The 20,803-nt window shown below is 58.0% G+C and carries 20 protein-coding genes and 1 tRNA gene; 1 reads left to right on the plus strand and 20 read right to left on the minus strand.

The features are described 5' to 3' along the window. Window positions 1–8 precede the first annotated feature (8 nt). The 8 genes from VJ956_RS03730 to trmJ all read right to left on the minus strand — a co-directional run bounded on the left by VJ956_RS03730 (window position 9) and on the right by trmJ (window position 7,029). Window positions 9–1,145 (minus strand): RodZ domain-containing protein, encoded by a 1,137-nt coding sequence (locus VJ956_RS03730; protein WP_324081837.1) that lies wholly within the window; start codon window positions 1,143–1,145, stop codon window positions 9–11. After that, complete coding sequence (locus VJ956_RS03735; protein ID WP_414674373.1) at window positions 1,135–1,941, minus strand: tetratricopeptide repeat protein; 807 nt, start codon at window positions 1,939–1,941, stop codon at window positions 1,135–1,137. The genes VJ956_RS03730 and VJ956_RS03735 overlap by 11 nt, the downstream gene beginning before the upstream one ends. Before the next feature lie 34 nt (window positions 1,942–1,975). Further along, window positions 1,976–3,088, minus strand: coding sequence for a 23S rRNA (adenine(2503)-C(2))-methyltransferase RlmN (gene rlmN / locus VJ956_RS03740; RefSeq protein WP_324081790.1), 1,113 nt, complete (start codon window positions 3,086–3,088; stop codon window positions 1,976–1,978). A gap of 62 nt (window positions 3,089–3,150) precedes the next feature. Next, entirely contained in the window at window positions 3,151–3,579 is a 429-nt protein-coding gene (gene ndk, locus VJ956_RS03745) for a nucleoside-diphosphate kinase (RefSeq protein WP_324081792.1), read from the minus strand. Between the two features lie 68 nt (window positions 3,580–3,647). Continuing rightward, window positions 3,648–4,820, minus strand: a complete 1,173-nt coding sequence (locus VJ956_RS03750; RefSeq protein ID WP_324081794.1) for an IscS subfamily cysteine desulfurase — start codon at window positions 4,818–4,820, stop codon at window positions 3,648–3,650. 19 nt (window positions 4,821–4,839) lie between these two features. Further along, entirely contained in the window at window positions 4,840–5,328 is a 489-nt protein-coding gene (gene iscR / locus VJ956_RS03755; RefSeq protein ID WP_324081796.1) for a Fe-S cluster assembly transcriptional regulator IscR, read from the minus strand. 77 nt (window positions 5,329–5,405) lie between these two features. Continuing rightward, a complete protein-coding gene (gene cysE / locus VJ956_RS03760) occupies window positions 5,406–6,179 on the minus strand; it encodes a serine O-acetyltransferase (RefSeq protein WP_324081798.1) in 774 nt (257 codons plus the stop codon). 4 nt (window positions 6,180–6,183) lie between these two features. Continuing rightward, a complete protein-coding gene (trmJ, locus tag VJ956_RS03765; protein WP_324081799.1) occupies window positions 6,184–7,029 on the minus strand; it encodes a tRNA (cytosine(32)/uridine(32)-2'-O)-methyltransferase TrmJ in 846 nt (281 codons plus the stop codon). A 143-nt stretch (window positions 7,030–7,172) separates the two neighbouring features. Between trmJ and VJ956_RS03770 the strand changes: the two genes are divergently transcribed. After that, window positions 7,173–7,970, plus strand: a complete 798-nt coding sequence (locus tag VJ956_RS03770) for an inositol monophosphatase family protein (RefSeq protein WP_324081801.1) — start codon at window positions 7,173–7,175, stop codon at window positions 7,968–7,970. A 104-nt stretch (window positions 7,971–8,074) separates the two neighbouring features. Here VJ956_RS03770 and secF read toward each other — a convergent pair whose 3' ends face one another. From secF to flgG, 12 genes are all read right to left on the minus strand, one after another. Beyond that, window positions 8,075–9,034, minus strand: coding sequence for a protein translocase subunit SecF (secF, locus tag VJ956_RS03775; protein ID WP_324081803.1), 960 nt, complete (start codon window positions 9,032–9,034; stop codon window positions 8,075–8,077). Beyond that, window positions 9,027–10,904 (minus strand): protein translocase subunit SecD, encoded by a 1,878-nt coding sequence (gene secD / locus VJ956_RS03780; protein ID WP_324081805.1) that lies wholly within the window; start codon window positions 10,902–10,904, stop codon window positions 9,027–9,029. Before secD ends, secF begins: the two co-directional genes overlap by 8 nt. Before the next feature lie 90 nt (window positions 10,905–10,994). Then, a complete protein-coding gene (gene yajC, locus VJ956_RS03785; protein ID WP_414674374.1) occupies window positions 10,995–11,354 on the minus strand; it encodes a preprotein translocase subunit YajC in 360 nt (119 codons plus the stop codon). 55 nt (window positions 11,355–11,409) lie between these two features. Further along, the gene (gene tgt / locus VJ956_RS03790; protein WP_414674375.1) at window positions 11,410–12,546 is read right to left on the minus strand and encodes a tRNA guanosine(34) transglycosylase Tgt; all 1,137 of its coding nucleotides are present in this window, start codon (window positions 12,544–12,546) and stop codon (window positions 11,410–11,412) included. Further along, window positions 12,546–13,631: a tRNA preQ1(34) S-adenosylmethionine ribosyltransferase-isomerase QueA gene (gene queA, locus VJ956_RS03795; RefSeq protein ID WP_324081807.1), complete on the minus strand. Its 1,086-nt coding sequence runs from the start codon at window positions 13,629–13,631 to the stop codon at window positions 12,546–12,548. Before queA ends, tgt begins: the two co-directional genes overlap by 1 nt. Before the next feature lie 43 nt (window positions 13,632–13,674). Continuing rightward, a tRNA-Leu gene (locus tag VJ956_RS03800) sits at window positions 13,675–13,761 on the minus strand. A gap of 99 nt (window positions 13,762–13,860) precedes the next feature. Further along, on the minus strand, window positions 13,861–15,081 hold the full coding sequence (gene flgL / locus VJ956_RS03805) for a flagellar hook-associated protein FlgL (RefSeq protein ID WP_324081809.1): 1,221 nt from the start codon (window positions 15,079–15,081) through the stop codon (window positions 13,861–13,863). 29 nt (window positions 15,082–15,110) lie between these two features. Beyond that, the gene (flgK, locus tag VJ956_RS03810) at window positions 15,111–17,159 is read right to left on the minus strand and encodes a flagellar hook-associated protein FlgK (RefSeq protein ID WP_324081811.1); all 2,049 of its coding nucleotides are present in this window, start codon (window positions 17,157–17,159) and stop codon (window positions 15,111–15,113) included. 4 nt (window positions 17,160–17,163) lie between these two features. After that, window positions 17,164–18,174, minus strand: a complete 1,011-nt coding sequence (flgJ, locus tag VJ956_RS03815; RefSeq protein WP_324081812.1) for a flagellar assembly peptidoglycan hydrolase FlgJ — start codon at window positions 18,172–18,174, stop codon at window positions 17,164–17,166. An 8-nt stretch (window positions 18,175–18,182) separates the two neighbouring features. After that, a complete protein-coding gene (locus VJ956_RS03820; protein ID WP_324081814.1) occupies window positions 18,183–19,280 on the minus strand; it encodes a flagellar basal body P-ring protein FlgI in 1,098 nt (365 codons plus the stop codon). Next, a complete protein-coding gene (gene flgH, locus VJ956_RS03825) occupies window positions 19,277–19,981 on the minus strand; it encodes a flagellar basal body L-ring protein FlgH (RefSeq protein ID WP_324081816.1) in 705 nt (234 codons plus the stop codon). Before flgH ends, VJ956_RS03820 begins: the two co-directional genes overlap by 4 nt. A gap of 29 nt (window positions 19,982–20,010) precedes the next feature. Next, window positions 20,011–20,799 carry a flagellar basal-body rod protein FlgG gene (gene flgG / locus VJ956_RS03830; protein WP_324081817.1) on the minus strand — a complete coding sequence of 263 codons (789 nt, stop codon included), beginning with the start codon at window positions 20,797–20,799 and terminating at the stop codon, window positions 20,011–20,013. Window positions 20,800–20,803 lie beyond the last annotated feature (4 nt).

The following is a 20,803-nucleotide window of genomic DNA, read 5'->3' on the forward strand; positions in this document are numbered from 1 at the left end:
TAAAAATATTACAGCGTGAGCGTGAATTCTGTACGGTTGTTGAAAACCTGGAATTCGGCAAGATTCACCTGTTCGCCGGCAAATCTGACGGTATCCACGGCGTCGACCGCTCCGATAACCACGTTCATCGGAGCGCGCCCTGAGACACTGATCTGATCGCCGGCCCGCTGCAGCGAGGCCACCAGCCTTTCGCCCGAACCATCGGTTACCTGAACCCAGCAGTCCGAGATAAAATCGATTTCCAGCCGGACCGGAGCCACCACAGCTTCGGGCTGTGCACTCTCGGCAAAGACCGGGGCCGGTTGAACTGCGGGTTCGCTCGTTACCGGCTCTGCGATAACCCGCTCGCTGTCCCGCGCGTTGTCGGGTCCACTCGTCGGCGACACCACATCAATTGCAGATTCGGGACTGGCAGGGCCGGCGCTATCCTGCAGTTCAGGGCTGTCCTGAGGCTCAGGGCTGATCAGTGCATCAGTGGTGTTTTCAACCCCGGTCACAGTAACCGTCGCGCTATTGTCTGAAAGCTCCGGATCAGCCACTGGTTCGGTGCTGTCCGGCGAAATATCCAGAGAACTGTCTGCATCCACGGAGGGTTCAACCGGGTCCGGGCCATCCACCAGCGTAACGCTCTGCTCGGGCTCGGGCTCAGGGTCTGACTGGGTGCTGCTCTGGTCCCCGGCGTTTTCGGTCTGTTGCGAAATACCAGGAAGACGATCTGCGATGCGCGGTTCAATCACCAGTTTCCAGGCTGCCAGAGCAACAGCGCCTGCAACCACAATAATACCAAGTACTCTGGCCAACCGGCGTTTCTTCCGGCGCCGACGCTCTATATCGGCCAGTGGGTCTTCCTGAGCCAGCTTTTCCCTTTCCTTTCGCAGCGGTTCCAGTTCGCGATCCAGAGACTGGATCAGCGCATCTGCATCAGCACCTACCTGTTCGGCATACGCCCGGACATAGCCCTTGAGAAACAACTCGCTATCGATCTGGTCATGCTTTCCGTCTTCGATGGCCTGAATAACGGAAACCCGGAGATGCTGGGCATCAGCAATATCGGTCAGGCTCAGGCCACGCTGTTCCCGGGCCCGCTTCAGCTGTTGACCGGCAGGTTCACCGACAGCAGACTGTTGTGGCTCATCACTGTCCATCAACTTTCAACACCTTGTATTGTTGATATTCTAAGGAGTTCGGGAAATCATTCCTCAACAGCAGCACAAAACTGGCCTCGCGATCGAGATCACCGACGTGACGGGCAATTCTGATGCCCGTGATCAGGCTTTCCGGCGAGTGGCGAAGATTGGTATTCCTCTGCATCAAGCCTGTCAGGCGGCCATAATAATACTCTGCAGACTCATAATCACCCGTGGCGACCAGATTACGGGACAGGGCAAGCAGTGAGCGCGCGTCCCCGCGGGAAAGTTCAACCGAACGGCGATAGGCGGTGACAGCTGCCTCATGGTTTTCAAGTCTTTCTTCACACCGACCGAGATTGAAAAAGACAGACGCACGGTCAGAATATTCGGTATCCCGGGAAGCCGCCGCGAACTGGTCCCGGGCTTCCTCAAAGCGGTTTTTCCCGAACAGGAAGGCCCCGTAATAGACACGGGCGCGGGTATACCCCGGATCATTCGCTATCGCGGCCTTGAATGAGCGCTCTGCCAGTTCGTCCTCACTGTCAGCCTGATAAAGCAGACCCATCGTCGACAGCACGGCCGGGCTCTCCGGCGCCAGTTCCTTGGCTCGGTCCAGATGAACCCGGGCGCGATCGGTATTCCCCTGCCCGATATAGGCCGTTGCCAGACGGACATAGTCTGCTACGGCCTGTTCCCTGTCGGCCACACGCTGGAAACGACTGTCCGTTGTGGTAACGCAGCCTGACGCCAAAAACAGGGAAACTGCCAGCATCAGCGCTACACTGATCCGACGAGTGGAATACTCTGTCACCGTCAAAACCTCTCTCACAACGCGGTGCCCGCCACTATTGGGCCACCTGCTGAACCTGGATATAGCGCTGACTGCGCCTGGTACGATCTTCAACTCTTCCCACCAGCTGACCGCATGCCGCGTCAATGTCATCCCCACGGGTCGTTCTGATCGTTGCAACATATCCTGCCTCGTTCAGAACCTTCTGAAACCTCCGCGTCGCGTTCATGCTGGGCCTGCGAAAATCACTCTCGGGAAACGGATTGAAAGGTATCAGATTGATTTTGCAGGGAAGATCCTTCAACAGCACGGACAGCTCGCGAGCATGCTCAGGCTGATCATTCATACCCTCAATCACCGTATATTCAATGGTTGCCTTGCGTTTGTCAGGCAACCGGGCGAAATACCGGCGGGTTGCCGCCAGCAGTTCCGCAATCGGATATTTCCTGTTCAGCGGCACCAGTTTGTTACGCAACTCATCATTCGGGGCATGGAGCGAGATTGCCAGTGAAACATCTGTCACTTCCGCCAGTCTGTCGATTGCAGGCACGACGCCAGAGGTGCTTACCGTGACCCGCCGCTTGGAAATACCGTAGGCCAGATCCTCCATCATAAGATTCATGGCGTCTACAACATTGTCGAAGTTAAGCAGGGGCTCGCCCATACCCATCATCACCACGTTGGTGATCGGCCTGTCCGGGCCGGGTTCAAATGGCATGAACGCTTTGCGCGCGACCCAGACCTGGCCGATAATCTCGGCCGCGGTAAGATTCCGGTTAAACCCGCGCTTGCCGGTGGAGCAGAAGGTACAGTCAAGGCTACAGCCAATCTGGGAAGAGACACAGAGCGTGCCTCGCTCGCCATCGGGTATCAGCACGGTTTCCACGCTGCTGCCGTTGTCCATCTGCATCACCCATTTGCGGGTGCCATCCCGGGAGGCTTCATCCAGAACGACCTCCGGGCCACGGATTTCGGCTACCGCCTTGAGTTTTTCCCGGAGCGCCTTGCTCATATTGGTCATCTGATCGAAATCATCGGCACCGCGCTGATGGATCCACTGAAGCACCTGTGTTGCGCGAAAACGCTTCTCCCCCAGGGAGGCAAAAAACGCTTCAAGCCTGGCTTTCGGCATCCCCAGCAGGTTGGTTTTTTCCACAACATCCGTCATTACATAACCCCGATCAGATATCCAGTACGGACCGGTAAGAACACCGGCCCGGCACGACTCAATCAGCCCCGGGGGCAGATTTCATTGTCGTTGAAAAAATAGGCAATTTCGCGTTCGGCAGATTCCGCAGAATCGGAACCGTGAACGGCATTCGCATCAATTGACGACGCGAAATCCGCCCGAATGGTGCCGGCCTCGGCCTCTTTCGGGTTGGTCGCGCCCATCAGATCGCGATTTTTGGCAATAGCGCCTTCGCCTTCCAGGACCTGGACGACAACTGGCCCCGATGTCATGAAAGCAACGAGATCGTTGAAGAACGGGCGTTCTTTATGCTCGGCGTAAAAACCCTCGGCCTGCTCCTGAGTCAGGTGCATCATTTTTGCTGCAACGATACTCAGACCGGCTTTTTCAAAACGGCTGTAGATTTCACCGATCACGTTTTTTGCTACCGCGTCGGGCTTGATAATCGAGAGCGTACGCTCATTTGCCATGATTTCTCTCCAGTTGACATCCAATAGACCTTCAGAGCTCGGATTATACGCAGTCCGGGGCCTACTGCCTACCGCACTGCACGGAGGCGGGTCACTGAATCAATAATCCTGGAGGCAGCAAACTCAACCTCATCGGACGTGGTATACCGTCCCAGAGAGAAACGCAGGGCCTGGCGGGCCTGGATGTCAGTCAGGCCGATGCCCCGCAGCACGAAAGAGGGCTCGACCGTGGCAGAGGAACATGCGGAACCGGAGGAAACTGCAAGATCACGAAGGCCAAGCATCAGGGACTCGGCGTCGACGCCTTGAAAAGATATATTGATTATGCCGGGTACACGATGGCTGGCACTGCCGTTGACCATCACTCCCCTCAACCCGGCAAGGTGGTCCAGAAGTTGCGCCCGCAAACCCTCGATGTGCTCACGTTCACCGTCAAGGTGCCGACCGGCAATCTCGAAAGCCTTGCCCATACCGACAATCTGGTGGGTCGGCAGTGTGCCCGACCGCATTCCGCGCTCGTGCCCGCCACCATGAATCTGGGACACAACGCGAACATCCGGCGCCCGCCTGACATAGAGCGCACCGATACCTTTGGGGCCATAAACCTTGTGAGCAGACAGCGACAGCAGATCCACATTCAGCTGCTCAACGTTGACTTCGAGCTTGCCCGCGGCCTGGGCGGCGTCAACATGAAACACCACGCCGCGCTCCCGCAGCATCGCACCTGTGGCGGCAATATCATTTACGCAGCCAAGCTCGTTGTTCACCTGCATCAGGCTGACCAGAACCGTGTTGTCACGCAGTGCTTTCTTGACCTGCTCCGGCGCAGTGCGGCCATCCTCAGCCGGTTTCAGCCAGGTCACTTCAACGCCCTGCCGCTCCAGATATCTGCAGGTATCGACCACAGCCTTGTGCTCGATAACGGAGGTAACGATATGGGCCTGGCCGCCGCTTTCCGCAAATCTCTCCCGGCAGCTTTCAATAACGCCTTTGATCGCGAGGTTGTCTGATTCAGTGGCACCTGAGGTCCAGACAATCTCTCGCGGGTCAGCGTGAATCAGGTTTGCGACCTGTCGCCTCGCCCGTTCGACAGCAGCTTCAGCCTGCCAGCCGAAGCCATGGGAACGGGATGCGGGATTACCAAACACCCCGTCAGCGGTCAGGAAGTTCATCATTTCCTCGGCAACCAGCGGATCCACCGGCGTGGTGGCGGCAAAATCGAGGTAAACCGGTTTTTTCATAACAATATCAGGACTTTTTTCAGGAGATGAGGCGTTCAGTGTTGATCGCCTGGGAGTCGCGCTCCGCCTGATAGCGCAGCCTCTGTCGGGTCGCGACTACCTGGATTTCACGCTTTTTCATCAGATCATCAAGACTGATGCTACTCAGAAACAGATGGATCTGATCACTGAGGTCAGACCATAGATGGTGAGTCAGGCATTTCTCGCCCTGCTGGCAATCGCCCCTGTTACCGCAACGGGTCGTATCAAGGGACTCGCTCACCGCATCCACTACCTCGGCAATAAAGACTGTATCAGCGCCGCGGCTGAGCTGATAACCGCCACCAGGGCCGCGGATACTGGACACAAGTTTCTGCCGCCGCAACCGGGAAAACAACTGTTCCAGATAGGACAGCGAGATGCCCTGACGTTCAGATATTTCCGCGAGACTTACCGGGCTCTGATCGCCATGAAGGGCCAGATCAAGCATCGCCGTGACTGCATAGCGGCCTTTGGTGGTCAGTCTCATAAAGTCAGTACCGATAGGGGTTTTATTACTAATTCCGCCAGTCAAGTATGAATTGACCCAGTAAATCAGTCAAGTATTCAGCGCGGAGGCGGCTCTTCCTCCCTGACGCAATCGAAATCCTCATCCTGAAGAGGCGGAAGCGCCCCATTCTGATAATCACTGTTGACCTTTCTGAGCGCCTTGCACATATTTTCAATCCGGTCGTCCACCAGGTGCATATGATCCAGCAGGCTGCGCATGGCGCGAGCCACGGGGTCCGGCATCTCCTCAGTCACACCATAGGCATCAAAGCCCATTCGCTCCTCCATTTCCTGGCGCCGCTGCGTATCCTCGTCCTTGCGCCTGGCAACCACACGCCCCGGAATACCCACCACCGTGGCACCTTCCGGTACCGCCTTGGTAACCACGGAATTGGAACCGATCTTGGCGCCGGCGCCCACTTCAAAAGGCCCGAGAATCTTGGCGCCAGCGCCAACCACAACACCATCGCCAAGTGTGGGGTGACGCTTGCCTTTGTTCCAGCTTGTTCCGCCAAGCGTCACGCCCTGATAGAGGGTCACGTCATCACCGATTATGGTAGTTTCACCAATGACCACGCCCATCCCGTGATCGATAAAGAAACGGCGGCCGATGGTCGCTCCCGGGTGGATCTCGATACCGGTCAGCCAGCGGGCGATCGTGGAAAAGGTCCGGGCCAGCCACTTCAGCCCGATACTCCACAACCGGTGGGAAAAACGATGGCACAGCAGGGCGTGCAATCCGGGATAGTTGGTAAGGACCTCGAAGGTGTTTCTGGCGGCCGGGTCACGATGAAAAACACTTCTGACGTCTTCCTTTAAGCGCTCAAGCATAGTGTCAGTCCTGTTCGCCTGCGGTTGTTTTCACTCTCGAGCCATCGGCGGGTCTACCCGCCAGCTTCTGAACAGCTGTCAGAATACCCCTGAGTATGTTTATTTCCATCTGGTCCATCTGTGAACGCTGGAACAGCCGGCGTAGGCGGGTCATCAGCTGGCGCGGCTTTTCCCGATTGTGAAAATCGATATCCACCAGTACCCGTTCGAGGTGATGAAAAAACGCCTCGACGTCCTCGACCGGTGCGGGTGGAACGTCCCAGCCAGGATCGCCCGGTTTGACCATGGGCTTCAGATACGGGCTGGGCTCCCCGCCCTCAACACTGCGCAGCGAGTGCATTCGCAGCTCATAACAGATCACCTGAACCGCCATGGACAGGTTCAGCGAACTGTAATCCGGGTTCGAGGGGATATGAATGTGAAAGTGACAGCGCTGCAGTTCGTCATTGCTCAGGCCGTGATTTTCCCGTCCGAACACCAATGCAACCGGGCCCGCAGCAGACTGCTCTGCCACTTTGGCAGCCGCATCCGGCGGCGCTATGACCGGCCACGGCACTTTTCTGCCTCTTGCGCTGGTACCCATGACACAGACACAGTCGGCAATCGCTTCATCCAGACTGGCGAACACCCTTGCATTATCCAGCACATCCGAGGCGCCGGCAGAACGGGCATAGGATGCCTCGTCCGGGAAAGAGGCAGGGTTGACCAGGCAGAGGTTTCCCAGCCCCATGTTTTTCATCGCCCGGGCCACCGCACCAATATTTCCGGAATGGGATGTTTCCACCAGGACGATACGAACCTGATCAGCGAACCCGCCAGTACCTTCCTGGGGCAGTGCAGACTTGTGCATGTTACGACTGTCTCTGTTTGCGTTCTGAAAGCCTGCAATCATAGCAGATTTGGAGTTTGCCCTGCTCCCTCTAAAACCATACAAGCGCACTGAGTTTTTGTTATGCTATGCGCCCTTCACACACCTGGGAAATGATCACTCAGATGCAACCAGCGATTAAAATGGCCCTGCGCGTCGCACGTCAGGGCTCGGATTACCTTAAAGCGCATTTTGAACGCCAGGAACCCAATGGCGACAGCAATGACCGCGCCCTGCAGCTCGATCGCGTTGAACAGTCCATCTATGACAATTTCGCCGAGCAGCTCGAGAAAGCCTACAAGGATCACACCATCGCCCAGTTGAATGAGGCAGATGGAGGCGACAGTGACAAGAGCTGGCATATTTTCCCGGTGCTGGGCCGACAGAATTTCCTGCGGGTCATTCCGGACTTTGCCCTTGCACTGATCCAGAAGCGGAACAATCGCACCGAAAACCTTTTGCTGATCAACCCGGTGACCGGTGAGGAATACTCGGCCAGCCGCGGCCATGGTGCGGCACTGAACAGCCGTCGGGTAAGGACCAGTGAAGTCAGGCATGCGGACCGGGCCACCATTGTCAGCAACCTGCTGGATCAGACCCGCACCAGTGATGACCCCCTGATGTGGGGTGAAATGGCGTCGCTGCTGGCGAAAGACAGCAGCATGTTTCGCACCGCTGGCTGCGTTGCACTGGACCTGGCTCGGGTTGCATCCGGACACCTGGATGCCGCCGTCATTTTCCGCCCTGAGCCGGCTGACCTGGCCATTGGGGTTACTCTGGCGATGGAGTCAGGCGCCCTGACCGGGGATTTTTCAGGCAACCCGTTCACCGACAAAGCCCGACAACTGGTAGTGGCGAACCCCAAGCTGTTCCGGGAAGTGCTGAAAACGCTCCAGCCGTTTCGCGGCCGACTGCCAAAGTAACGGCAGCAGGGGTCAGAACCAGAAAAGCCGCTTCCGAAAACAAAGCGGCTTTTTTTATGCGCGGGCAATGCCCGCAAATGACCCCGGAGCTGTCCAGTCCCGGACTACATGCGGTTCAGCCATTCCGGCGGTTCTTCATTCTCTTCTGCCTCACTGCCCGCCAGGCCCTCTTTCGCAGGAACCATCAGGTCCTGACGATCGACCCCCAGCGCAACCAGAAGGTTGGCTGACACATAAATGGACGAATAGGTACCCACCACCACGCCGATAATCAACGCAATGGAAAAATTGTTGATCGCCTCGCCGCCCATGAAGAACAGAGCCAGCAGCACCACCAGCGTCGTGCCGGAGGTATTGATGGTACGGCTGATGGTCTGATGGATCGAATGATTGATGACGTGCTCCGAATCGCCTTCACGCAAAGTGCGGAAGTTTTCCCGGATACGGTCCGCCACCACAATGGTATCGTTAAGTGAGTACCCGATAACCGCCAGCAAAGCCGCCAGAACACTCAGGTCAAAGGTCCACTGGAACAGGGCAAATATACCCAGCACGATGAGTACATCATGAGCCAGTGGCACTACCGACGCGATACCGAACTTGAACTGGAAGCGCATGCCAACGTAGATCAGCACCACGGCCAGCGCAATCAGCAGCCCCAGGCCGCTGTCCTCTTTAAGCTCATCACCGACCTGGGAGCCGACAAACTCGGAGCTTACAAGGTCGAGCTCGGCCCCGTCCGCAATAAGCAGGGCCAGAATCTCTGGCGCCAGCTCATCGTTACTGGCTTCCGCCATCCGGACCAGAACCGTGGTATCGGCACCAAAATTCTGGACCACAAACTGCTCGTATCCTGCCGCGGTAAGCTTGCTGCGGATTTCATCCAGTACCGGAGCCTGGCGGTATTCCAGTTCGACTGAGGTCCCGCCGGTAAAGTCCAGACCAAAATTCAGCCCGCGAACCGCAAGCAGTGCCACGGAAATGACCACCAGAGCTATGGACAGAACGGAAGCAATTTTCCGAAAGCCCATGAAATCAATGGGTTTCTTGTCAGTCTCAGACATTGGCTTGCTTCCCTCCGATCGACAGCTTCTGGATCTTGCGGCGGCCGAAAACAAAATTGACGATGGCGCGGCTGACCATCAGCCCCGAGAACATTGATGTAAGAATACCGATCGACAGGGTCACGGCGAAGCCTTTCACCGGTCCTGAGCCCATGGCAAACAGAATGACCGCCACCAGCAGAGTGGTTATGTTGGCATCGATGATCGAAATGAAGGCCCTGGAATAACCCGCGTTGATGGCCGACTGGGGGGGCACCCCCGAACGCAGTTCTTCCTTGATGCGCTCGAAGATCAGCACGTTGGCGTCTACGGCCATACCAACGGTCAGCACAATACCGGCGATGCCCGGCAGCGTAAGAGTCGCAGACAGGATCGACATGCAGGCGATCAGCATCATCAGGTTCAGGGTCAGGGTAATGCTGGCAATGACACCGAAGCCCCGGTAGTAGACGATCATGTAGAGCAGCACCAGACCGAAACCAAGCATGACCGACATCATGCCCGCATTAATATTCTTCTGGCCCAGGCTTGGCCCGATGGTGCGTTCCTGCACGAAATACATGGGAGCCGCCAGCGAACCTGCCCGCAACAGCAGGGCGAGTTCGGAGGCTTCCGGAATAGAATCCAGACCGGTGATCCGGAAGCTCGCGCCAAGCGCCGACTGAATGGTTGCAAGGCTGATAATACCTTTCTCGACCACGCGCTTATCAACGAGCCGGGGCTCGCCATCAATGACCACTTCCTCGGTCTCGGTGCGATACTCGATAAACAGCACGGCCATGCGCCGACCGACAGCGTTGCGGGTCGCCCGGTTCATCAGGTCGCCACCCACGGAATCCATAGTGATATTAACCTGTGGCTGACCGTTCTCATCAAACGCCTGCTGGGCATTGGACACGTTGTCACCGGTTACAATCACTTCCCGCTGGAGCCGGGCCGTGCGGTTCTGGCTGTCGCGGAACGGGAACACCTCCACCTCGCTGGCAGGCGCATCCTGCCGGGCCTCCAGCCTGAACTCAAGGTTCGCTGTCGCACCTAGAACCCGCTTTGCTGCGGCCGTGTCCTGCACTCCCGGCAGCTCGACGATAATACGGTCGGTGCCCTGCCGCTGCACCAGCGGCTCCGCCACGCCCAGTTCGTTAACCCGGTTACGGATCGTGGTCAGGTTCTGCTGAAGCGCATAATCCTGTATCGACCGGATCTCGGCGTCAGACATATCAAGAATCAGCTCAAAGCTGCCCTCGTCTGTCTGCGCGGTATCAAACTGGAACTGCCGGTACTGATCGCGGATCAGATTCCGGGCCTCGGCCCGGGATTCCTCATCACGGAAGGAAAGTATGATTGAGCGGTTGCCCTCAACATCGCCGCCACGATAGCGGATACGCTCGTCTCGTAGCTCCCGCTTGATCTGCCCGGACATGGCCTCCAGGCGCTGATCCACCGCGGTCTCCATATCGACTTCCAGCAGGAAATGCACACCGCCCCGCAGGTCAAGACCCAGCTTCATGGGGCCGGCACCCAGCGAACGCAGCCAGTCGGGGGTTGATGCGGCCATATTCAGCGCCACGAGATAGTCCCGGCCCAGGGTCTCCTGCACGGCCGGACGTGCCCGCAACTGATCTTCGGCGCTATTGAGCCGGATCAGTGCGTCCCGGCCATCAATCCCGGCCTCCTTGACTTCAATACCCCTGGCCTCAAGGGCGTCCACGGCTCGCTCAAGGATCTGTTGATCAACGACGGTGCTGCTTCTGGCCCCGGTGATCTGGATGGCGTAGTCATCGGGAAAGAGGTTCGGTAAGGCGTAAATAAACCCGATCACCAGCGCAATCACGACGATCAGGTTTTTCCAGAGCGGATACTTGTTCAGCATGGGGTCCCTTTAAGCCGGCCGCGCGGCCGGCTGTCTTGCTCAGCTTGACGACGAAATAACGGCCTCCATGGGCCGGTCATCAAATGTCTTTTATATCTCTTTGAGAGTGCCTTTGGGCAACGCTGCGGCAACCGCCACTTTCTGGACCTTGACCTCCACGTTGTCGGCCACTTCCAGAACAATGAAATCATCCGTCACTTTCGAGATCTTGCCGGCAACGCCGCCGGAGATCACCACTTCGTCACCCTTGTTCAGACCTTCCATCAATGCCTTGTGCTCTTTGGTGCGCTTGGACTGGGGGCGCCAGATCAGGAAGTAGAAAATCAGGATGAAGCCGGCAAAGAATATGATCTGCCCCATGGCACCCATGCCCGGGGCAGCATCCTGTGCCATGGCGAGCGCCGGCATTGAAGCAATGAAAGCAGCTATAAGCAGCCTGATAGATTTCATGGTTACATCTCCGTTGGTCAATTAATCCGGTTGGCGTCGGCCCCGGCGAAGCCGTTTAACCTGCAAGTTGCGGTACGGTTTCACCCCGGCGCGCGTAGAAGCCGCTGATAAAGTCCGACAATGTACCTGCTTCAATGGCCCCGCGCAATCCGGCCATTAGGTTCTGATAGTATCGCAGGTTGTGAATTGTGTTCAGTTGCGAGCCGAGCATTTCACCACACTTATCAAGGTGATGCAGGTAACTTCTCGAAAACTTCTGGCAGGTGTAGCAATCACACTGGTCGTCCAGAGACTGAATATCATGGCGATGGCGTGCATTCCGGATTTTTACGATTCCGGTCGAGGTGAAGAGATAACCGTTGCGGGCATTGCGGGTGGGCATCACACAGTCAAACATATCCACGCCCCGGCGCACGGCCTCCACTATATCTTCCGGGCGTCCCACGCCCATCAGGTAACGGGGCTTGTCCTCGGGCATCCGTGTTGGCAACTGATCCAGGATGCGGATCATGTCTTCCTTTGGTTCCCCCACCGAGAGCCCGCCAATGGCGTAACCATCGAACCCGATGTCGACCAGGCCCTGAAGTGAACGCTCGCGCAGGGATTCATACATACCTCCCTGCACTATGCCGAACAGGGCTGCCGGATTGCCCGCGTGAGCCGCTTTGCTGCGCTGTGCCCAGCGTAAAGACAGCTCCATGGACTCCCGGGCTTCGGTCAAAGTCGCCGGGTAAGGGGTGCATTCGTCAAAGATCATGACGATATCAGCGCCGAGGTCGCGCTGGACCTCCATGGCAATTTCCGGTGACAGCTCCACCGGTGACCCGTCTACCGGAGACCGGAAGGCAACGCCCTGCTCGGTTATCTTGCGCATTTCTCCCAGGCTGAACACCTGGAAGCCGCCGGAATCGGTCAGGATCGGTCCCTGCCACTGGGTAAAATCGTGCAGGTCGCCGTGAGCCCTGATCACTTCGGTGCCCGGCCTGTGCATCAGGTGGAAGGTGTTGCCGAGGATGATGTGCGCACCAATGGCTTCAATGTCACGGGGCAGCATGCCTTTGACCGTGCCGTAGGTGCCCACGGGCATGAAAGCCGGTGTTTCCACAGTGCCGCGGGGGAAGGTCAGTCGCCCACGGCGCGCCTTGCCATCTTCGCCAAGCTTTGCAAAAGACATGAAGCAGGGTGTGGTCATCAGGACGCTCCGGGTTCTGGCTGGGTTGCTCTGGAATTCGGGCCGGCGGACCGGTCGGGCTGTTGCCCGGTGATGAACATGGCATCACCATAGCTGAAGAACCGGTAGCGTTCAGTGACTGCCGCGCGATAGGCATTCATGGTGTTCCGGTAACCGGCAAAAGCACTGACCAGCATGATCAGAGTGGATTCCGGCAGGTGAAAATTGGTGATCAGGGCGTCAACCGTCCGAAAACGGTAGCCCGGGTAGATAAAGATATCGGTCTCCCCCTGGAACGGCGCGAGCCCACCATCGCGGCTGGCAGCTTCCAGTGAACGGACCGACGTGGTGCCAACCGCCACCACCCGGCCGCCTCTTGCCCGCGCTGCGTTGACGGCATCAACGGCGGTTTGCGGAACCCTGACCACCTCACTGTGCATTACATGATCTTCAATGCTGTCGACACGCACCGGCTGAAAGGTTCCGGCACCCACGTGCAAGGTAACAAAGGTCTGTTCAATTCCGCTTTCCCGTAACTGTTCCAGCAACCCAACATCAAAGTGCAGACCGGCAGTGGGCGCCGCTACTGCCCCCGCCTCCCGGGCATAAACGGTCTGGTACCGCTCCCGGTCCGTGGCTTCATCCGGGCGATCAACGTAAGGCGGCAGTGGCATATGGCCGATACGCTCCAGCAGCGTCAACAGTGGCTCGCCGGCCTCACTGGTCAGGTGAAAAAGTGCTCCCTCACGCCCACGCATGGTCAGGCGGGAGCCGTCTTCCAGAATAACCGACTGGCCCGGACGCAGGGCTTTCGAGGCTTTCACATGTGCCAGCATTTCGTGCTCGCCCAGCAGTCGTTCCATCAGAATCTCAACCTGGCCGCCGGTCTCCTTGTGACCGAACAGGCGCGCCGGAATCACCCGGGTATCGTTAAAAACCAGCAGATCGCCGGGCTGCAGAAGCTCCGGTATATCGCCAAAGCGGCAATGGCCAATTTCGCCTGACACCCCGTCAAGAGTCAGCAGCCGGGAAGCGCGGCGCTGTTCAAGCGGATACCGGGCAATCAGTTCGTCGGGCAGGTCAAAATGGAAATCAGAGACGTTCATGGGCAGGGAAGCCGGGGCTGAGACGGAAACGGTCTCTTCAAAATGGTAGCGGTGGGCGGACTCGAACCGCCACGCCCGTGAAGGCAACGGATTTTGAATCCGTCGTGTCTACCAATTTCACCACACCGCCACTTGAAGAGTGCTGGCGATTATACTGACGTGGAGGTTGAAAGCAATAATTGGCGCTGTTATCAGAACCCTGACGACAAACCGCAACCAGAGCAGGTATCTAGATGCTGTCAAAAAGCGACAGTCGGGAGACCTGGGCAAAGGATTGCTGCGCCGCCTGCAGAACAAAGCTCTGGAAGCTGAGCTGGCTTATGGCTTCCGCGTAATCCAGATCCCGCAGCTCTGTCCGCAGCTCTTCGCTGTATACCGATGAATCCTCAAGAAATGATCTGGTCGATTCAACAGCGTTCATGCGCCCACCCAGCTCGGTCTGCTTCAGCACCATGCTTTCCTGGGCGTTATCCAGATTGGTCAGGCTGTTGGCGATCAGATCATCGTAGGCATCACGTCCCGCGGGCGAACCTTTACCGAGGTTATCCAGACCCTCTATCAGATTTTCAATGGTACGGAACACTGACTGTGTTTCGCCCTCGCGGATACTGAAATCATCCGAGCCCTGGGCATCGGTTATCGTCGCCCTGAGACCGGAAATTTCGAAAGGCTCGCCACTGACATAGGGTGAAGAGGCCACCGGCGTCTCGACACCTGTGACTCTGTCGGTGACTATCAGCGTTACCTGGTCTGCGGCGGCGTTAACCGAGAGTCTGATGTCATTCTGTTCAATACCGGCAAAAGCCGCACGGTCGATTACTTCAATGCTGTTGATTCGCCCGGCAGTCGGGACCGGTTGGGAGATGTTTTCGCCGAAAACCGCGGCCGGTATCGAGGCAAATATGCCTTTGCCATGATCGCTGATCGGAACGGTCACACCATCATCAATCTCCAGCGAGCGCTGGCCCTCGTCGCCCTGATACACCCAGGCTCCAGTGGCGTCTCTGGCAAAGGCCGGGGTCGCGCCCTGAAATCCGCTGAAAATGTACTCGCCGGAGGCGTCCCGGGAATTGGCACTATCGGCCAGTTGCCCCAGCCTTTCTTTAAGCTCCGCTGATATCGATTTCCGGTCATTGGCGGACAGGGATCCGTTTCCGGCCTGAACCGTCAGCTCACGCACCCGCTGAACCAGATCAACAGACCGGCTCAGTGCGTTTTCCTCCTGATCAAGGCGGTTTTCAGCAAAATCTGTGTTGCGCTGATAGGTGGAAATGCGTTGCAGCTCCTGATCCAGTTTCAGAATTCGCGCAGCAGCGACCGGATCATCGGATGGACGATTGATCCGTCTGCCCGTGGAGATCTGCTCCTGGGTCTGGTTCAGACTGCTGTTCAGATCCTGCAGGCGATTAATACCACCTGAAAAAACCTGCTGTGACGATATTCTGATCATGTCAGATTACCTCTCCTACTGTTCGGGACTCACCGGAAGGTCTGCAGCAAGGTGTTAAACAGGTCCTGGGCGACGTTCATGACCTTGGCGGAGGCATTATAGGCCGCCTGATACTGAATCAGCCGTCCGGCCTCTTCATCCAGGTTTACCCCGGACACCGATTCCCGCTGATTGTTGGACTGTTCCAGCAGGGTCTGGCCGGAATCCTTGTCAAGCTGGCTCTGACGGGTTTTGATGCCAGTCTCCCCCACCAGGCTGGCATAGCCCTCGGCAAAATTCTGGCTGCCATTGTTCAGGGTATTTCTGGTACCCAGAGCGGCCAGGAATTCGGCATTGCGGTTATCGGAAACGCCGCCGGAGTTATAACCGATATTGAACGAGTCACCCGGCTGTGGATTACCGGAAACCTCAAACTGGAAGCCGTAATAGTCGGCCGAGCGCAGGTCCTCAGTGAACAGCTTGTTGGCAATGCCCGGCTGGAAAACGTTGACCGGGGGAACCGCGGCTGCGTCTCCGGCCTGACGCACATTGCCGTTATCGGCATCGACCACGTCAAACACCAGTTGCCCGCCGTCTTCCCTGAACCGGATCTCCAGGGGCGGTGAAAGCTGGCCCTGCCCGGCGAAATTCGGCAGCAGGGAATTGGTCAGGGGATTACGCACATTCAGCATCGTGCCCTGGCTGATAACGCCAGTACCACCATTACCGGCGTTTGCTTCCGCCCGGACAGGGCTGGCAAAGGCAATATCCTGCTCACGACTGATCGCCAGATTCAGGTTTGCAGAAGCCTGCCGCGTGGGCTCAATCAGGAAGCTGTCTCCCGCGTTGAAGGTGCCCCCCTCGACCCGGATGTTGAACCCGGGCATGGAAATTTCAGACTGCACCGGATCCGGTAAACGCCCCTGATTGACGACGTTACCGGTGGCACGGTCAATCAGCTCAAAATTACGGCCATCACCGCCAAAACGAAGTGACCAGCTCGCTGCCGGCAGGCGGGAACTGTCGAGAATTTCAACGGACAGCCGACCATCGTTCGGGGCACTGTTATTGGCATTGGCAACGACACGGCCGCGCCGGGCGGCCTCACTGTTGATATCGCTGAAAAACGCGCCGCCAAGGTCGCCCTCAAGGTCCATCCCGATTTCGTGCTGACGGTTGATGGTATCTGCCAATGCGAGGGCAATTCGACCCAGTTCGGCGTCAGCCGGACGCAACCCCTGCTCCTGGAAGCGTCGCAGGCCACCAAGCTTGCCACCGACAATCTGTTCGTCAACGCCAAGGATCTGGCCGCCCTTGGTCAAAGTGAATTCCAGATAATTGGGATCTTCGGAATTGCTTCTGGTGCCCAGTTTGGCGGCTGACGCCTCCAACACCAGGGACTGGCCATTCTGCAGCGATACATTCACCTGGCTGCCGTCGGTCGGGATCACGCGGATGCTGACAATTTCGGAAAGCTGACGCAGTTTTTCATCGCGCTGGTCCAGCAGCGAATTCGGCTCCCGCCCCTGGGCCAGCCCCGGCGAGGCGGCAATCGATCCGTTCAGGTCAGCAATACTGCGGATCAGGGTGTTGGCGTCGTCGACGCCCTGATTCATCTGGGTTTTAATGGATTCCCGCTGCTGCACGAACTGGTTATTGATGCCCTGAAACCGGTTGATGATCTGCTGGGCTTCACTGAGCACCAGTTGCCGCTGGGGCAGTGAGGTGGGATCTTCAGCGGCGTTCTGGAGGCTGGAGAAGAAGTTATTCAGCGCGTCGCTCAGGCCCGTGGCATTGCCACCCAACAGGTTATCCAGGCGCGAGAGTTCCGAATTCAGGGCATCCTGCTCACCAAACAGCGCGCTGTCTTCACGCACCTGCTGGGTCAGGAACTCATTGGCCAGCCTGCGGACGTCAATAACCTGGACCCCGGACCCGATAAATCCGGCACCGGTGTTGCGGGCGGCCTGAGTCCCGAACTGCACTTCCTGGCGGCTGTAACCGGGGGTATTGGCATTGGTGATGTTGTTGCCGGTGGTATTCAGCGCGGACTGATGGCCCAGTACGCCGGTCAGACCAATATTGATCAAGCCTGCCATAGCACTACTCCTCGGAACCACCGACGCCCATGGACAGGATGCCCGCAGGGTCGGTATTCAGGGTATCGGTATTCAGGATACGGCGTATTTTCTCGCCATACTGCGGGTCGGTGGCGTAGCCGGCTTCCTGCAGTCGCACCGCGAACTGCTCCGGGTTGTCGGCGGCTGCCAGTACATGCTGGTAACGCGGGCTGGACTCAAGGAAAGCCACATAATCCCGGAAGCTGGATTCGTAATCCGGATAGGCCCGGAAAGCGGCCCGCTCTTTCAGCGGCACGCCTTCGCGGAATTCCGTGGTCGCTATATTCACCGAGGCACCGTCCCAGCGCCCGTCAGCCTTGATCCCGAACAGGTTGAAGCTGGGTGAATCGGCTTCGCCCCTGATCATATGGCGCCCCCACCCGGTCTCCAGTGCGGCCTGGGCGATCATTACCCGGGGATTAATACCGCTCGATTCCGCCGCCCGCTCCGCCAGTGGCAATAACTGACGAACAAATTCCTCCGGCGATTCAAAGCGTTCCGGCAGACCGGCGGACGCAGCATCAGCATCGACATCAGCCAGACCGACCGATTCGGCCAGCCGGTCAACCTGAGTTACCTGCGCCGGCAGGCCCCGGGACAGGGCCGGCAGACTGCGATCGTAGTCATCCAGATCGCCCTTGTGGGCAGCCATCGGGTTACCCTCGGCGTCCATGCCCGGAATCTGACGGCTTAACTGCCGCACCAGTGCCTCGGCCAGGCCCGTACCCTGCTTCTGCGACAGGGTCAGACTGAGCTGATTATCGAACATCTCGCGATAGAATTCGGACTGTTGGCTGTTCAGGTAGTTACCCTCGGCAAACACATCTCCGGCCTTGCGCATGGACTTGATCATTTCTCCCAGAAACAGGCCCTCGAATTGCTTCGCCACTTCCTGCAGGGCACCCTTCCGGTCTGACCTCGCCTGGGTCCTGAGAGCGTTCAGACCCTCAAATTCGGTATAGACCCTGGCTTTCTGGACGCTGAAATCCTGCATCATCGCACCTATATCACAATCAGCTCGGCGCGAAGCGCGCCGGCGGTTTTCAGTGCTTCCAGAACCGCCATCACATCGCCCGGTGCCGCGCCCACCTGGTTCACCGCCTGAACAATCTCGTTCAGCGTGACCGCGGGACCAAACTGGAACATGCGGGCGGGCTCTTCGGTGATGGCGATCTGGGTGTTGGGCTCAACCACGGCATCGGCATCGGTAAATGGATTGGGCTGTTCGACCTCCGGATTTTCCATGATCGTCACCGTCAGATTGCCGTGGGTCACGGCAGCGGCGGTGACCTGGACATTCTTGCCAACCACGATGGTGCCGGTGCGGCTGTTGATCACCACTCTGGCTGCGGCTTCAGCCGGCTCCACAGTCATGTTCTCCAGAATGGACAGAAAACTGACCCGTTGTGACGGATCCCGCGGTGCCCTGACAGAAATCGAGCTGGCGTCGTGGGCATAGGCCATGTCCGGGCCCAGAGCGCTGTTGATTGTCTCCACAACCCGGCGCGCGGTGGTGAAATCCTGACGCAGCAGATTAAAAGTAATGGTGTCGCCGGCAGTAAACGGCGAATTCACTTCCCGCTCTATGGTGGCACCATTGGGAATACGACCGACACTCGGAATATTCACCGTAATCCGGGACCCGTCGGCCCCACCGGCGCCGAAACCACCGACCACCAGGTTACCCTGGGCCATGGCATAGACCTGATCGTCCACTCCCTTAAGAGGAGTCATCAGCAGGGTTCCGCCCCGCAGACTGTCGGCATTGCCGATTGATGATACTGTGATATCCAGCTCCTGGCCGGGCTTGGCGAAAGGCGGCAGGCTGGCCGTCACCGTGACTGCGGCAACGTTGGCCAGTCCGGGGTTCACCCCTGGCGGCAGGGTCACGCCAAACTGGTTCATCATATTGCGGAAGGTCTGGTTGGTGAACGGGGCGTTATCGCCGGTGCCGTCGAGGCCAACCACCAGACCATAGCCCACCAGCTGGTTGTTCCGTACGCCTTCGACACGGGCCAGGTCTTTGAGACGGTCGGCGCCGACCGGAGCGGCAATAACCGACAACGCAATCAGGGCAACAACGATGCGAAGTGTTTTCATAACGGGAACCACTCACTGTTAAAGAACCGGGACAGCCAGCCCATCTGGTTTGCCTGATCAAAGTCGCCGGTGCCGCCGTAGGCAATGCGGGCATCCGCGATCCGGTTGGAGGTCACCACATTGTCCGGGGAAATATCCTGCGGCCGTACCAGACCGGTCAGCCGGATATATTCATCTCCGTTGGACAGGGACAGCCACTTTTCGCCCCGGATACGCAGAACCCCGTTGGCGAGAACTTCGATCACCGTAACGCTGATACTGCCGTTCAGGCTGTTGCTCTGGTCTGCCTCTGCCGTGCCCTCGAAGTCTCTTTCCGCATTCACTTCCGTGACCAGATCCGTGATAACCCGGTTCAGTACGGTGGGGCTGGGAAGCGAAATCTCATTGTCTTTGGTAATGCTGGTCTCGGCGTTCTTGCTGGCCTGGGTGGATTCTTCAAGCTCAACGGTCAGCACATCCCCGACGTTCAGGGCGATGGTATCGCCATACAGGCTGTAATTCCGGGACGGCTGGAAAATGGCACCGGAATGGGCGTCATTCTGCCTCATGGTTTCGGCATGAACGGGCGCATAATAGGGGTCATCCGGCACCGGCCGCTCCCGGCTCAGAGCCGTGCAGCCCTGCAACAGCACCAGCGCCGACACCAGGCATGAGGTGCCCAGCGGCGACAGACGGCCGGTCTCGAGCGTGCGCTGCGTCATGACATTCCCCTCCCCTCAGCCACTGGGACCTAGCCGATGTTATTGGTGATGAACTGGAGCATCTGGTCGGTGGCAGAGACCACCTTCGAGTTCATCTCGTAGGCGCGCTGGGTCGTGATCATATTGACCAGTTCCTCAACCACCTCGACATTTGATGACTCAACCATGCCCTGTTCCAGTGAGCCCAGTCCTGCCAGGCCGGGTTCACCCTCGTTGGGGTCACCACTGGCGTTGGTCGCCTTGAACAGATTGTTACCGATGGCCTGCAGCCCCTGGGGGTTGATGAAATCCACCAGCGTGATCTGGCCAAGGTTCTGCGGTGATGCCTGATCATCAGTGACTGCCGTTACCGTGCCATCCTTGCCGATGGTGACCGTGGTGGCATTCTCGGGAACATTGATATTGGGCTCGAGGGTGTAGCCGTCCGGATTGACGATATCGCCATCGGAGTTGAGCTGGAACTGGCCATCACGGGTGTAGGCAATCTGGCCGTCGGGCATCAGGATCTGCATGAATCCGCGGCCGTTGACCGCCAGGTCCAGCGGCTGCTCGGTGACTTCCAGGTTGCCCTGGGAGAACTGCTTGGCGGTACCGACCACACGCACACCGGTACCCAGCTGCAGCCCCGAGGGTAACTCCGAGTTCTGGGTGTTGAGGCCACCGGGCTGCCGGTCAATCTGGTACAGCAGATCCTGGAATACCGCGCGGTCGCGCTTGAAACCGGTGGTGTTGACGTTGGCCAGGTTGTTGGAAATCGTGGCCATGTTGGTGTCCTGGGCGCTTAGCCCGGTCTTGCTGACCCATAGTGCTGGATGCATGTCT

It is taken from the genome of Marinobacter sp. (genome assembly GCF_035268745.1).
Taxonomy (GTDB): Bacteria; Pseudomonadota; Gammaproteobacteria; order Pseudomonadales; family Oleiphilaceae; genus Marinobacter.